This window comes from Jeotgalibacillus salarius, from assembly GCF_004405125.1.
GTDB classification, from domain to species: Bacteria; Bacillota; Bacilli; order Bacillales; family Jeotgalibacillaceae; genus Jeotgalibacillus; species Jeotgalibacillus salarius.
This window is the reverse complement of record NZ_SORX01000001.1, coordinates 310,599-325,576: the sequence shown is the minus strand read 5'-3', so window position 1 is coordinate 325,576 and position 14,978 is coordinate 310,599. Positions and strand designations below refer to the sequence as shown.

Sequence of the window (14,978 nt, the reverse complement as noted above, 5' to 3'; positions counted from 1 at the left end):
TGTTATACTGACAGTAATCGATTAAGGGAGTGAATACAAATGGATTATACAAAATATGTTTCTCAGGATATCAAATCTTCATTAAAACACGATCCGCCCGGTGCATGGATGCCCTCTGTACCGGCTGGTTGTGTACGCCTGAGCTCAGGTTTTCCGGATGCATCTCTCGTACCGGTTGATGAGCTTCAGCAGGCTTCAACCCGACTTTTAAGAGAAGAGCGTGATCTGCCACTTCATTACGTGGGCAGTCCGAAAATTGATCAGCTCCAAACCTGGCTGATTGCGCGAATGAAGCAAAGACACATACATATCAAGCAGGAAGAACTGCTCGTCACATCAGGAGCGTGTCAGGCGATTGATCTGATTGCCCGTATATTAATGGATGAAGAGACATGTGTGGTTGTAGAGTCGCCAACTTACATGGAAGCGCTTGAGATTTTTCGAAACTATACAGATCGCATTTTGACTACCCCGGTTGATGAAAATGGGCTGAATACCGTTGAACTTGAAAAAATGTTAGCGCAGCGAATGCTTGAAAATAAGCCGCTTCCTAAAGTGCTTTACACGATTCCAACCTTTCAAAATCCGACTGGCACCACACTTTCAAACGAACGCCGGACACATCTGCTTAAGCTTGCATCCGTCTATGATTTCTTAATTATGGAAGACGATGCCTACGGTGAACTGTATTTTAACGAACCAGTCCCGACATTGAAATCACTGGATCAGGAAGGCAGAGTTCTTTACATTGGCTCTTTATCAAAGGTGATTGCGCCAGGCATGCGCATCGGCTGGGTAGCAGCAGATAAAGTATGGATTCAGACACTCTTCCGTTTTAAAAAAGACCTGGATCATCCATTTTCACAATCAGTCATGGCCACTTATCTTGAAACAGTCAACTGGCCTAACCATTTAAATAAACTGCAAGGCGCTTATCAGTCTAAATGCAAAGTGCTGACTGACGCACTTGCAACGTACATGCCAAAAACAGTCAGCTGGACCAAACCTGACGGCGGCTACTTCGTCTGGCTTACGATCCAGGGAGCAGACACTTCAAAACTGTTAGATCAAGCCACAAGAGCAGGCGTTTCCTATATTCCGGGTAAATATTTCTTTCTTGAAAAGGAGAAAGGGATGGAGTATTTGCGGTTATCGTTTAGTGCGGCTGGTGAAGAGGAGATAGTTGAAGGTGTGAAGCGGCTGGCAGGGGTGATTGGTGGGTAGAAAGTCATGTGCACTGTGGGGACGGAGGTGAAAAGTGTCATAATATGTGCATGTGAGGGACAGACTTAACCCTTACTAAACAGGTTTTTCTTGCGCAACTCCGTTCCTCAAAAATACATAGAGTAGCTTGTGAACCCCTAAACCCAAAAACTACGTATTCTCTACTCAAACTAATCTTCCAAATAACTTCAAATCTCACATGCTAATCATATTAACCATTTTTTATATAACCTGAAATAGTGCGCCATCACTAGTTTTGTTCTTTATTAAGTATTAAATATTGATAAAATTTAAAATATTAAGTAAAACAGAGGAAAATAGAGAGAATACCACCATTTTTGTTCTTTATATAGAATAAATGGGCGAATTTGGCTCTTTTCACGATTTTCTCCCTGGGTTATAGTGAGGTTGTTGATTCGTTATCGAGAACAAAAATTAACTTGAAAACGAACGAACAAAACAAATTTGAGGAGGAGATTTGAATGGGTATCAAACAGAAATTGGGTCTTGGGGTAGCATCAGCGGCAATGGGATTAGCGTTAATTGGTGGAGGTACATATGCGTACTTCAGCGACACAGAAGTTTCGAATAATACGTTTGCAGCGGGTAAATTAGATCTTGCATTGGATCCGACAACGATTGTCAATGTTGATAACATTAAACCTGGTGATACGATGTTTAGAGAATTTGATCTTATAAATAACGGTTCATTGGACATCGGTTCTATTGATCTTAAGACAAAATACACTGTGAATGACTATCACGGTGATAACACAGGAGACCTAGGGAAATTTATTCGTGTTAACTTCCTTGTAAATGCAGACAAGGCTGATGTACCAATCTGGTCAACAACATTATATGACCTTCAGAGCATGGATCCTGATGTGATTGAAGGGAATTTCTGGAGTGGATGGTTTTCTGAAAATGGAGGAAAACTTGCTGCAGGAACGTCTGATAAATTATATGTTCAATATGAGTTTGTAGATAATGGAAATGATCAGAATCAATTCCAGCAGGATAGTCTATCACTTGAGTGGACATTCGACGCAATGCAAACAGATGGTGAAGCTAGATAGTTTGATTCAAAGAAGAGAAAGGTCGGCCAAGCCTTCCTTTCTCCTCCTTAATTTTCTCCACGTTCTATAAACCACCCTTATACAAGGTGAAGAAAATTAAACTTTAATCATATAAAAGAAAGGTTGATCACCATGAAAGTAGCACTAAAACTAACCAGCCATCTCATTTCACTCATTTTGTTCACGGTATTTGTTTTGATACTATTCATCGTGGTTTCTGCCAGAGCTTCCGGCGGTGAACCGGAGTTTCTGGGGTACCAGCTTAAAACTGTTTTGTCAGGGTCGATGGAGCCGGGGATTCAGACGGGGTCTGTGATTGCAGTAGAGAAGGTGAATGACGCGATGTCTTTTGAAATAGGTGATGTGATCACTTATATGGAGGATGAGCAGCGGCTGACGACTCACCGGATTACGGATGTGATTCAAAACGGAGAGCATACGATGTTCCAGACGAAAGGTGATAACAATGAGGAAGTGGACGCGAATCCGGTCATGGCGGAGAATGTCGTCGCTAAATATACTGGTGTGACTGTACCTTATATCGGCTATTTTTTAAATACGGTCAACTCTAAAAATGGTGCTTTCATCTTCATAGGTATTGGCGCTTTCCTTCTATTGTATTCAATCTTTACCATCTGGCGCGCAATTGCTCAGGTTGATCTGAAATCTAAACGTGAAGAAGCGAATGTTTCATAGCATGATTTTCGCACCGCTGTTAAATGTAATGAAGCAGCGGTGTACATAAATTTTCATGAGTATTTTTCAAAAGGGGATGACTGATGTGTTAAAGCGGGCAGACAGGATTCAGCGGGAGCGTTTAAAGAAACAGAAGCAAATGGCCTCAGTCAGAAAGCTGCAGGCTGGCATGGCAGTCTCTTCCTTGTTACTTTTGGGAATGGGTCAGGTAGCAGGGGGTACATATGGTGCGTTTACAGACGCGGAGGATTACCGGGATCAATTGAAAGCCTGCGAGGTATTTCCGGCTACCATTGAGAAAATGTTAGAGGAGTTGAGAGCAGATTTAACTGAGTTATCAGCCTTAGACCGCGAAGTGTTTTCTGTTAAACTGGCAAATCACTCTATTAAAATAAAAGAGGTTCCTTCCGGAGCAGACAGTGAAAAAATCAGTAGCATTGCTGCAAGTCTTGATGGTGATATAAACGATCTGCAGACTAAAATTTCACAAACGCAGGAGCAGCTGGGGAATGTAGAAGACGTCTGGGCCCGGGTGGATCAGGGGTTAACAGACCTGGCTGTTTTGGTAAATGAGATACAATTTAACAAGTACTATCATCCTAATTGCCTGGAAATTGATCATGCTGGATTATTAAATGGAGTGACAAACGAAGTCAATAAACTTTCATTACTGGACACCCATATGAAAAACAGTATCGGCCAACTCATCAAGGAATACCGACAAATGAAAAATCTATCTGACCACGCAGTTCCTGAATTGTCGCCATCTGTCCAATTTAGCGGGGAAAGCCTTTTAAACAGTGAAAAGCATAAGGCTTATCAGGAATTGAAAAAATCATTTGCAGACCGGATCGATGAGTTGAACGTTCAAAAAGACAATACCGCCACCCGCCAGGCAAAATTGTACAAGCTTGCGGATGAAAAATTTGCAGAGGAAGAAAAGGCCCGTTTAGCAAAAGAGAAAGAAGAAGAGGAAAAGAAGCGGGCTGAAGAGGAAAAATTAGCTGAAGAACAAAAGAAAGCGGCAGAAAAGAAAGAAAAAGTAAAAGAAAAATCAGAGTCAGCACCTGAAGAAAAAGTTGAACAGCCGGTTGAAGAGGAAGAAGTAGTGAAAGAAGCTGAAGAAGTGATAGAAGAACCCGTTGAGGAAGAGCCTGTGAAAGAAGAGCCGGTTGAAGAAGTAATAGAGGAGCCAGTTGATACTCCAGAGGAAGAAGAAGCAGAATCGGCCGCAGCAGAAGAAGCAGTAATCGAAGAACAAACGGACGGGGAGTAAAAAATGAATTGGCTTCGACTGAATGTTAAACAGGTACTCAAGCAAGCGGCAGTCGTCATGATCGTTCTCGTTGCATTAAGTGTGGTCATTTCGAGAATGACCGGTGCAGATCCGTCCCTGTTTGGCTATCAGTTCAAAAATGTCCTGTCCGGTTCAATGGAGCCTGTTTTCATGACAGGCTCAGTCATTCAAATTAAAAAAACAACAGCAGAAGGTACAGAATACGAAACAGGGGATGTCATCACGTTTCACAGAGACAACATGCTCATCACACATCGCATCATCGAAAAAATTACAAACGACCAAACCGTCATCTATAGGACACAAGGTGACAACAACGACGGTCCCGATATCGACCCGGTAAGTTCAGACGCCATCGTCGGAAAATACACAGGACTCACCATCCCATACATCGGCTACCCCTTAGGCTTCGCCAACTCAAAAATCGGTGCGCTTATCCTGCTGCTCATTCCGGGTGTCATATTCCTGGTGATTGGTATCGGACAAGTTAGGGGAGTTCAGTTGGGGAGGGAGTGAGGAATGTACATGTGCATGAGAGGGACAGGCTTTAAGCCCCCGTTACAATGATTACTGCCCTGACACTTGTACTTTTCTCACTAAATATCCACTTGTTCTTAACTTTTATATTAATAACTTCTAAAAGTAGTGACGGAGTTAGCGCTTCGTCTCTTTTTTGTTTGTAATTTAGTAAATGAGTAACTAAGGTTTATAGAACAGCACAATAGTGACAATATTTACTGAGTAGTTTTTATAATCATTCTAATAATGGCACTTTAACCTCCGTCCCCACAGTGTACATATTATGCTATAATTCCATTATCTGAATATTCTTTATTCCGCAAAGGAGACCGATTAAATGAAAAAAATGTTGCGTTCGGCTGTGATTGGCACAGGTTTTTCTGCGATGGCTCATTTAGAAACGTTAAAGAGGATACCGGGGGTTGAGGCGGCAGCGATTGTTTCGAGATCTTATGAGAAAGCGGCCAGTATTGCTTCGGAATACCGGCTTGCTTATGCGTATTCTTCGGTTGATGATCTTTTAGCCAATCCGGAAATTGATGTGATACATAATTGTACGCCAAATTCGCTGCACTACGAATTGAATAAAAAAATCCTGTTGGCGGGAAAGCATGTGCTGTCAGAAAAACCGCTTGCTTTAAACAGTGAGCAGTCAGCTGAATTGCTTGAAATAGCAAAATCCTCAAATCTTGTTCATGGCGTTTGCTTTAATTACCGGCACTATCCGATGGTGGAAGAAGCGCGAGTGCGCATCACAGAACAGTTATCGGGTAAGCCGAATTTAATTTCTGGGGGTTATTTACAGGATTGGTGCTTGTATGATTCTGATTACAGTTGGCGCATGGACCCTGAATTAAATGGCCAGTCCAGAGCGATTGCTGATATAGGTTCACATTGGTGTGACACTGTGCAGCACTTATTAGGACAGCGGATCACCCGGGTTATGGCGGATCTGGCTATCATTCATCCAACACGAAAAAAACCGTTGGAATCTGCAGGGTCCACTTTTACAAATGAATCAACACAACCAATCGAATCAGTAAAGATTGAGTCAGAAGACGCCGGCAATGTGTTGGTTCAATTTGAAGATGGCACGAAAGGCATGTTCAACGTTTCGCAAGTGACTGCAGGTAAAAAGAATAACCTGCATTTCACCATTTCTCTGGCTGATGGCACGCTCGAATGGGATCAGGAAGAACCAAACCGGCTCTGGATCGGCAAACGGAATGAGGCAAACCAGTTACTCATGAAAGACCCGGCACTTTTATCAAATACAGCGAGTGATTACGCACACTTTCCAGGCGGACATCAGGAAGGGTGGCCGGACTGTCTGAAAAATTTAATGCTGTCTTTTTATAAAAAAATTAAGCACCTTGATCAGGAAAGTTATTTTGCTACTTTTGAGGATGGGCATTATAACATGAAGATTGTTGATGCTATATTGCGTAGTAATAGTGAGGAGAGGTGGATGGATGTTTAAGCAGCACGGTGGGGACGGAGGTGAAAGTGTCATTCAATGACACTTTCACCTCCGTCCCCACCGTGTACACTAATTCAAGTCATCTCTATATTTCAGCGTCAAGCCTTTCAGGAAATTCCGAGCAAAACGATCCATACAGGGTTTATAGTTTTTATGTCCTTCTTTTCTTAACAACGCGCTCAGTTCACCTTTCGTCACAGTGATTCCGGCTCTGTCGAACAGGTCTAGCATTTCTTCACTTGTTAAGGACAAGGCAATCTTAACTTTTTTTAGCAGCACATTGTTGACGCTGGCATGATTTTTAATTGATCGATCAGGTTTATTGGACTGGCCTGGTCGCGGTTCCTGTGGTCCTCTTTTAAAAATAATAAAGCCATTTAAAAACGATTCAAGCATTGAGTTCGTACATTTAATATAATCCTCAGTTTCCTCCGGCTCATCATATTCATCATAAAAGTCATCCTCATCAATTTTCGTCAGGATTTTCAGTACATCTTCCTTGGAGACATCCACACCTCCAAGCTTAAAAATTTCAACCATTTCAACATTTTTAATATCCAATGCATATCGTAAACGTATTAAAATATCATTATTTGTCATCATCGTACTCCTTGTTCAAACAATTTATTATTTAGATGCTTCAATTTAAAAAGTGTATCAGGAAATTGGGTTTTCTACTAGTCGTATAAAAAAACTGCAGTCATAACTAACTTTTCATATAGAAATAATGAATCAGCTTCTACATTGATTATTTCTCATACGTGTTATATTTAGCACTTCATTTAGATAAAATCGTTTAAGAAATAAGGTCTAATCGAAATTAATTTTAAGGAGTATCATTGTCATTATCCCCTCAACCTGATCAAAAATCCACCAAGCTCCGACAAAATTAACTGTGATGAGTAAACCAAATAGGGACAGATCGAACAACTGTCACTTTGATATTGAGTTAGTAGAATTTATGACTTTAGACCTCCACTGAAGTCTCCTAAAAGAAAGGACTTTATAACTTAATTTTACAATTGCCTTTTGTATGATAAAGATGAAAGCTATAATTGAATTATCAGTTAATTAAGTGTAATAAACAAGGGGTGTCGAAATATGGTTCAAGCTGCTGAAAGATTAGAGAATCAGACCACTTTAAATTTAAGAGTGGAAAACAAAATTTTAAGTTATGTCAGCTTAAATCACAGCTCATTTAACCAGCCACTGGATATCGACAAAATGGTTTTTACGAGCGGTGGCATTTTTATTATTAATTATAATGAAGCAAAGGGAATGATTGATGGTAGCCAGGACCGGCCAATATGGCTGTCGGAAGGTGACGTGAGAATAAAAAACCCGCTAATTGAAAATGAAAAAAAGATCGATTCATTAAAAATGGTTATTCCTCCATATTTCCATGACTACTTCTACTCAATCGTTGGATTCAAGAAAAGAGTTAAAATAAACGTTCCTGGGAATCATAAAAATATCGAAGGAAATCAATGGATGCTTAGTGAAAGCGAAATATCCGAATACATAGAACGCGTCATACTCAAGAAAAACGTGCAGCAAAACCAACCAATTAAGCCTCACCACCTGAATATATTGGAGCGCGGGTTGAGGTGGATGAGCCAATAGAACGTTAAACCTTAGATAAATTAGTTGTCTGGGGTTTTTTTATGTGCATGCTGGGGACGGAGGTTAAAGTGCTACGAAATGTGCACTACGGGGACAGAGGTGAGCTGGTCAAAGTTTTAATTTCGAAATAGCTGATTTTTAAGTCTGTCCCCGCCTGTACATTTGATGAACATATAACCTCCGTCCCCAACATGCACATCAACTACCAACCGAAAATAATAGTTCGAAATACCCCTTTTATTTTCTGAATATTTAATTCTATAATAGTGTTTGTAGGAAATATTTTGAATATGAATGGAGTTGGGGTTGTGGGCAGGAAGTTGTTGGTTAGTGTACTTGTACTGATGCTTGCTTTTAGTAGTGCTGCTTTTGGGGCGTTGCCAAAGGAGAAGCCGGTGCGGGAGAGTAGTGACATTGCACTGGATTTAGATCAGGATGAGGAGGTTCGTGTGATTGTTGAGCTTGATGGGAATTCGGCTCTGGAGATTGCTTCGGAGGATGGAGCAGATTTTCAGGAGTTGAGTGTTGCCGAGCAGGACAGGATCATTGAGGAGGTCCTCAAGAGTCAGAAGGCTGCGAAGAGTGAAGTAGGTGAGTTTTCAGCGGCTTCGGTTGAAAATGAGTTTACGACGATTGTGAATGGTTTCAGTACGACTGTTCAGGCTGGTGATATTGAAAAGATTGAGAAGATTGCCGGTGTGAAGCGTGTACATATTGCAAATGTGTATGAGCGTCCGGAGGTTTCACCGGATATGTCTTATACAGGTGAGCTGATTGAGAAGGAGCTTGCGTGGGATGAATATGGTTATAAGGGTGAAGGGCTGGTTGTTGCGATTATTGACTCCGGTATGGATCCTGATCACCGTGACATGATCATCAGTGATGAGACTGATGTGAAGCTTGATAAAAGAGGAGTGGAAGCGGCAATTGATGAGTTTGGTCTGAAAGGATCATACATAAATGAAAAAATGCCGTATGGCTATAACTATTTCGATAAAAATAATCAGGTAAAAGATTTTGGTGCGGAAGCGTCTCACGGGATGCACGTGGCGGGGACGGTTGCTGCGAACGGAGACACTGATAATGGCGGTGTGAAGGGTGTTGCGCCTGAAGCACAGCTGCTGGCGATGAAGGTTTTCGGGAGCGACCCGCTGATTTCAACAACGTACAGTGATGTATTTATTAAAGCAATTGATGATTCAATTCGCCTAGGTGCGGATGTGATCAATATGAGTCTGGGTGCTACTGCAGGGTACGTTGATGCAGAGGATCCTGAGCAGCAGGCGGTTCAGCGTGCGGTTGATGCCGGAATTCTTGTATCGATTTCGGCAGGGAACTCGGCGATGTTTGGAGATGGATACTATTATCCTTATGCGTCTAATCCTGACTATGGGGTTGTAGGCTCACCTGCTGTTTCTGAAAGTGCATTGACAGTTGCTTCGCTGGACAATGTCTTTGTTGATTCAAAAGCAGTTCAGGTAACAATTGACGGAGAAGGGGCTGGATTGGCACCTTATTCTGTTGCGAATGAAGAAGATCCGGAAGATTACGTGCAGACGGATTTTGAATTAGTTTATGCAGGTCTTGGATATGAAGAAGACTTTTATGAGATTGATGTGACTGATAAGTACGCGTTGATTCAGCGTGGGGAAATTGATTTCGTTTCAAAAGTGCTGAATGCGCAATATGCTGGTGCTGCCGGCGTGATTATTTACAATAACACGGATGGTTTTGTCAGCATGGCAACTGATCCGGAGATTGTAATTCCTCAATTATTTATGGTGAAGGCTGAGGGAGATCGCCTTGCAGAAGCACTTGCAGATGGGGCTTTAGTTGAGCTTTCATTTAACGGAGATGAGCTGACACAGGCAAATCCGACAGCCGGCATGATGAGTGATTTTACATCATGGGGATTAACACCGGATCTTGAGTTCAAGCCGGAAATCACTGCACCGGGCGGCAGTATTTTATCTACTGACAATGAAGATGGCTATGCTGTCATGGGCGGTACTTCAATGGCTGCGCCGCATATCGCGGGTGGATCAGCGCTGATCATGCAGCAGCTCGAGGAAACGGTTGATAAAGAATTCAGATCTGACTGGGTAAAAACTGTGATGATGAACACAGCTGCGCCTGTGATGGATCCGAATGGACTTGCCATTTCGCCTCGCCGTCAGGGAGCAGGACTGATGCAGCTTCATGCAGCACTATCAGCACCGGCGATCGTGACGGACACAGAAGGTGATGCAGCTGTTGCATTGAAAGAAATCGATGGTGACACAGCAATATTTGAATTAACGGTGGAAAACTTAACGGATGAAGAAGTCGTGTATGATGTAGCAGTTAACGCGCAGACTGATGCGCTGTCAGAAGGATTAACTGCACCAAATCTCATTTATGGGCAGGAAATTACTGGTGCAGGTCTTTTGTTAAATGGAGAAGAGGAACTTGCACTTGAAATTGCACCGATGGCAACTGAAACAGTTGAAGTTGAAATCGACCTTTCAGATGTAACCGTTTTTCAGCAGGTTGAGGAAGAATTAGTGGAAGTGGCTCCTGAAGACATTTTTGAAAATGGATATTTCGTAGAAGGATTCGTGACATTTACTGATCCGACAGATGTCAATCCTGTGTTGACAGTTCCTTATGCCGGTTTTAAAGGGGACTGGAATCAGCCGCCGATTTTTGACCTGCCGCAGTGGGATGAAATGAGCTACTACGGTTATACAGGTGTTCGCGCGTTTGATTATTATGGTGAATATGCTCAGGACTTAGGACTTGATCCGTTCTCTGAGGATTATATTGTTGATCCTGAACTGATCGCATTTTCGCCAAATGGAGATGGTGTGCAGGATGATGTGATGCCAGTCGTCTCACTTTTAAGAAACGCAAAAGAACTGAAAGTCACGGTGACAGACGAAGATGGAGATACGCTTCGGACAATTCGTACTGAACGTGAACTGCGCAAAAATTATATTGACGGTTTTGAAGAAGAAGGCGCGACCACGTCACCTATGTGGGCATGGGACGGCAAAATCAAAGGCCGCACTGCTGCAGACGGACAATATTTCCTGACGCTTCAGGCCAAAATTGATTTCGATGGCGCAGAGTGGCAGGAACTTTCACTGCCGGTCAAAATTGATACTGAAAAACCTGAGATTGAAGCAGAGCTTGATGCAGCTGCATCTATGATCACATTCTCTGCAGAAGATGATCATGCAGTTCAGTATGTTGATATTTTAGTAGATGGACAGAGTGTTACGGACATGTACCTCTCACCTGAAGAGGGTTCGTTTACTTTTAACAAAAAGATTAACGCGAAGCAGCGCATCCAGGTTGAAGCGGTGGACTTTGCAGGAAACAGCGTAAAGACGACGGTCCAGCAGGGAACAGATGCTAAAGGGCCTGAGATTTTTCTTGATATGCCTCAATTTTTTGAATTAACACCAGTTCGTGAAACGTTTGTAGCAGGTTATGTAACCGATGCTTCAAGCGTAAAAGAAGTGAAGGTAAACGGTAAGAAAGTAGACTCTTTTGAAATTGATGAACAGAATTATCTGTTTTTCGAACGCGTGACGTTTGAAACGGACGATGTTCACGACATTATCGTTTCAGCGACTGACAAAGAAGGCAACGAAATCAGTATTAACCGCACGATTATTGTGGACAGTGCAGCGCCTGAATTGAAGGTGTCCGGACTTGATACACCATTTATCGTTGACGAAGATGCTGAAAACCCGGTCATTTCTGTAAATGTTAAAGATAACTATGACGACGTTCGTCTATATGTAAATGGAGACGAAAAGTTCGCTTCAAAGCCTACAAAACTTTTAGAAAAGAAAGCTTTTGAAACAACGGTTGAAGACATTGAACTGGAACTTGAACCAGGGTTGAACCACTTCCAGATCAGCGCGGTGGATATCGTTGGAAACGTTGGCTACACGAAAGACATCATTTTATTTAAAGAAGGCGAAGATGATTCGCGCGTCATGACAATTGATGAGGAAGAAGCGAAGCAAATCGTCAAAGATTCAGATGATTTCTTTATGCTGAATGCCATTCCACAGCAGGCTGACGGCTCGCTTGACGCAACATTGATGATGAGCGGAGCGGCTGTTAAAACACTTGCAGCAGCTAAAAAAGATCTGGAGTTCCGATCAGGACCATTCCAGGTGCTTGTACCTGCTGATTTCTTAAAAGAACACGCATCTGCAGATCATGTTGCATTTAACATTGCGACAGATGAATCTGCAGAGCTCAGCGGAAACGCAAAAGCACTGTCAGACGCATACCGCTTCGTCGCAGTTGCAGACGGGGAAGTTGTCGATACATTTGATGACATGTTCCTGGCAAATGTAGTTTACGATGACAGCAGTGTGGAAGACGTGAAAAAAGTGTCAGTCCAGCAGTGGAAAAACAACAAATGGCACTATGCCGGCGGATCAGAATTTGAAGACGGTCTGGTCTTTATCATGACTGAGCCAGGTATCTATCAGGTTCTGGAGAATGACGTCACATTTAAAGACATCGCCGATCACTGGGCACGTCCTGATATTGATGTAATTGCATCATTGAACATCACAACGGGTAAAACACCGGATGAATTCAGGCCGAACGTTGGTCTGACACGCGCTGAATTTGCTGTTTTACTTGCAAGAACAATGCAGCTTCCCTCAAAGAAAGTTGAAGGTGTATTTACCGATGTAAATGCTGATCACTGGGCAGGAGCAGCAATCGAAGCCGCATACCAGGCAGGCATCATCACAGGTAAAGCAGACGGCAGCTTTAAGCCAGGCGAACAAATCACACGCGAACAAATGGCAGCCATGATCATGCGCGCCATCAATCATCGCGATCCATACCTGGCACCAACCATCTTCATGCCAAACGAATTTAAAGACCATGCAGACATCTCAGACTACGCACGCGACGCAGTCTACCAGGCCGAAGCACTCGGCATCATTACTGGAAAAGAGAACGGCAGCTTTGCACCGAAAGATCAGTTAACAAGAGGTCAGATGGCTGCTGTGTTGAGTAGGGTTTTGGGTGTTTTGAGGTAGTAGGTAATTAGGCAGGGGCATAGCGGGGACGGAGGTTACTGTGTCGTTATTATAATCATTCTAAAAGTGGCGCACTTAACTCCGTCCCTAGTGTGCCGCTCATTTTAAAGGAGGCTCAAAATTGCCCAGAGAATCAAGAAAAATAAGCCAAAGCGGTATCTATCACGTACATTCAAAAGGAAGCAATTATCAAATGATATTTTATGATGATCATGATCGTAATAAGTTTTTAATGAAGTTGCATTCAGTAAAACAAGTGACTGAATTTGAACTTTATGGATGGTGCCTTATGGATAATCACTTTCATTTAATTATAAAAGTAAAAGAGGTTCCTATTTCACGGATTATGCAAAAGCTGAATGGGAGTTATGCGATTTATTTTAATGCTAAGTATCAAGCAATTGGTTCATTATATTATGACCGTTTTAAAAGTCATGAGGTAGAAAATTTGCAGTATTTATTTACATTGATACGTTATGTTCATCATAATCCTGTCAGGGCACATATGGTACAGACTCCTTCAGCATGGCATTGGAGTAGCTGCAGGGATTACTACGGTTATTCAACACCTCACTCACATTTATTAAACCATCATAAAATCCTTCAAACTTTTTCATCAAACCCCGAGCAAGCCATTTATAGATTTACTACTTTTAATGAAAGTCCTGCAGACAAACCTCGTCATCTTCTCACCAAAAAACCTGTCTTCACTGATCAAGAAGCAATAAAAGAAATTCAAAACCACATTATTGATCCTCCAATTCATGTCATCAAATACCTTCCACCAACAGAAAGAAAGATAGTAATCAGACATCTCAAAACTATAAAAGGGATCTCTTTAAGGCAACTTGCACGAATTTTAGGCACTTCTTTAGGCGTTGTGCGCAGAGCTTGAATAGGCGGCACAGAGGGGACGGAGTTGATTGTGTCGTTTTAGTAATTATTCTAAAAATGAATGACTAAAGTTCAGTGTGCCTATTTTGTAATGATTCTAAAAGTGTCTCACACAACTCCGTCCCCCCTGTGCCGCCTGCCTTGCATACTCACAACCCAAGCTCATCCTGTAATTCACCCTGCAATTGTTTAATTTGTTCCGGCGGAATTTGATAGTAATAGATGTCATTTATATATACGTCTGATCCGCCTTCAACTGAGCGTTGGTTGATTTGGTTCAGGGCGGGTCTGTATTTGTTTTGGATGTCCATTATGTTTTCGACGGTCAGGTTGGTTTTTACATTTGAACCGATTACATTAAAAATGTTATTAAAGTTCCAAAGTGAGGAGATGCCGGCTCCTTCTCTGAGTACAGCTTCAATGACTTTTCTTTGTCTTTCCTGTCTGCCAAAATCACCGTTTGGATCTTCGTAGCGCATACGTGAATAGGCTAATGCTTCATTTCCGTCAAGCGTAATTTCTCCCTCATTAAAATTGTAGCCTTCTGATTCAAATGACAAATGGTTATTGATTGTGATTCCTCCTACTGCATTAACGATATCTTCAAACCCTTCCATGTTAATTTTCACGAAATAATCAATTGGAATGTCTAAGAAATGTTCGACAGTTGCAATGGTCATTTCTACACCGCCAAACGCATAGGCATGGTTAATTTTGTCGTGTCTGCCGTAGCCGATCACTTCAGTATAGGTATCTCTTGGAATGCTAAGTAAATGAGTCTTTTCAGTTTGTGGATTGACGGTCATGACAATGATTGTATCTGATCTGCCCCGGTCTCCTTCGCGTTCGTCGACACCTAATAGAAGAACAGAGAAAGGATCATGTTCTTCAAAACGAATGAAAGAGGACCTTTTCTCGGATTTCTCCCGTTCTATTGTCACGTGCATTTCCTGGGTGGCACTTGCAAATGATTGATAAAAGCTGAATGCATAAACACTGGTTGATACTAAGCTTATAATGAGTATGAATAAAGTGATTTTTAACCATAGATGACGTTTTTTCTTTTTCAACTTCATTGAACACACCTCTCTCATTCATTTATCTATTGC

11 protein-coding genes are annotated in these 14,978 nt (G+C 42.0%); 9 read left to right on the top strand and 2 right to left on the bottom strand.

What is annotated here, in order from left to right; genetic code table 11:
- Positions 1-39: 39 nt before the first annotated feature.
- The 6 genes from E2626_RS01435 (at position 40) to E2626_RS01410 (ending at position 6,292) form a co-directional block, all read left to right on the top strand.
- The gene (locus E2626_RS01435; protein WP_134378891.1) at positions 40-1,224 is read left to right on the top strand and encodes an aminotransferase-like domain-containing protein; all 1,185 of its coding nucleotides are present in this window, start codon (positions 40-42) and stop codon (positions 1,222-1,224) included.
- 482 nt (positions 1,225-1,706) lie between these two features.
- Positions 1,707-2,300 carry a CalY family protein gene (locus E2626_RS01430; RefSeq protein ID WP_134378889.1) on the top strand — a complete coding sequence of 198 codons (594 nt, stop codon included), beginning with the start codon at positions 1,707-1,709 and terminating at the stop codon, positions 2,298-2,300.
- Positions 2,301-2,432: 132 nt separating this feature from the next.
- Positions 2,433-2,996, top strand: coding sequence for a signal peptidase I SipW (sipW, locus tag E2626_RS01425; RefSeq protein WP_134378887.1), 564 nt, complete (start codon positions 2,433-2,435; stop codon positions 2,994-2,996).
- A 55-nt stretch (positions 2,997-3,051) separates the two neighbouring features.
- Positions 3,052-4,272: a hypothetical protein gene (locus E2626_RS01420; protein ID WP_166786693.1), complete on the top strand. Its 1,221-nt coding sequence runs from the start codon at positions 3,052-3,054 to the stop codon at positions 4,270-4,272.
- Positions 4,273-4,275: 3 nt separating this feature from the next.
- A complete protein-coding gene (sipW, locus tag E2626_RS01415; RefSeq protein WP_134378883.1) occupies positions 4,276-4,809 on the top strand; it encodes a signal peptidase I SipW in 534 nt (177 codons plus the stop codon).
- Positions 4,810-5,149: 340 nt separating this feature from the next.
- A complete protein-coding gene (locus E2626_RS01410) occupies positions 5,150-6,292 on the top strand; it encodes a Gfo/Idh/MocA family protein (RefSeq protein ID WP_134378881.1) in 1,143 nt (380 codons plus the stop codon).
- A gap of 69 nt (positions 6,293-6,361) precedes the next feature.
- Here the strand turns inward: E2626_RS01410 and E2626_RS01405 are convergent, their stop codons facing one another.
- The gene (locus tag E2626_RS01405) at positions 6,362-6,892 is read right to left on the bottom strand and encodes a YehS family protein (protein WP_134378879.1); all 531 of its coding nucleotides are present in this window, start codon (positions 6,890-6,892) and stop codon (positions 6,362-6,364) included.
- A gap of 501 nt (positions 6,893-7,393) precedes the next feature.
- On the opposite strand from E2626_RS01405, the gene E2626_RS01400 reads away from it, so the two are divergent.
- The 3 genes from E2626_RS01400 to E2626_RS01390 all read left to right on the top strand — a co-directional run bounded on the left by E2626_RS01400 (position 7,394) and on the right by E2626_RS01390 (position 13,870).
- On the top strand, positions 7,394-7,915 hold the full coding sequence (locus E2626_RS01400; RefSeq protein ID WP_134378877.1) for a nuclease-related domain-containing protein: 522 nt from the start codon (positions 7,394-7,396) through the stop codon (positions 7,913-7,915).
- 308 nt (positions 7,916-8,223) lie between these two features.
- Positions 8,224-12,975: a S8 family serine peptidase gene (locus E2626_RS01395; RefSeq protein WP_166786692.1), complete on the top strand. Its 4,752-nt coding sequence runs from the start codon at positions 8,224-8,226 to the stop codon at positions 12,973-12,975.
- Between the two features lie 121 nt (positions 12,976-13,096).
- On the top strand, positions 13,097-13,870 hold the full coding sequence (locus E2626_RS01390) for a transposase (RefSeq protein ID WP_134378873.1): 774 nt from the start codon (positions 13,097-13,099) through the stop codon (positions 13,868-13,870).
- Between the two features lie 148 nt (positions 13,871-14,018).
- Here E2626_RS01390 and E2626_RS01385 read toward each other — a convergent pair whose 3' ends face one another.
- Positions 14,019-14,945 carry an LCP family glycopolymer transferase gene (locus E2626_RS01385; protein WP_134378871.1) on the bottom strand — a complete coding sequence of 309 codons (927 nt, stop codon included), beginning with the start codon at positions 14,943-14,945 and terminating at the stop codon, positions 14,019-14,021.
- Positions 14,946-14,978 lie beyond the last annotated feature (33 nt).

Coding starts and splice junctions, on each gene's coding strand:
- E2626_RS01430 (WP_134378889.1), top strand. CDS start 1,707: ATGGGTATCAAACAGAAATTGGGTCTTGGGGTAGCATCAGCGGCAATG.
- E2626_RS01410 (WP_134378881.1), top strand. CDS start 5,150: ATGAAAAAAATGTTGCGTTCGGCTGTGATTGGCACAGGTTTTTCTGCG.
- E2626_RS01400 (WP_134378877.1), top strand. CDS start 7,394: ATGGTTCAAGCTGCTGAAAGATTAGAGAATCAGACCACTTTAAATTTA.
- E2626_RS01435 (WP_134378891.1), top strand. CDS start 40: ATGGATTATACAAAATATGTTTCTCAGGATATCAAATCTTCATTAAAA.
- E2626_RS01405 (WP_134378879.1), bottom strand. CDS start 6,892: ATGACAAATAATGATATTTTAATACGTTTACGATATGCATTGGATATT.
- sipW (WP_134378883.1), top strand. CDS start 4,276: ATGAATTGGCTTCGACTGAATGTTAAACAGGTACTCAAGCAAGCGGCA.
- sipW (WP_134378887.1), top strand. CDS start 2,433: ATGAAAGTAGCACTAAAACTAACCAGCCATCTCATTTCACTCATTTTG.
- E2626_RS01385 (WP_134378871.1), bottom strand. CDS start 14,945: ATGAAGTTGAAAAAGAAAAAACGTCATCTATGGTTAAAAATCACTTTA.
- E2626_RS01420 (WP_166786693.1), top strand. CDS start 3,052: ATGAGTATTTTTCAAAAGGGGATGACTGATGTGTTAAAGCGGGCAGAC.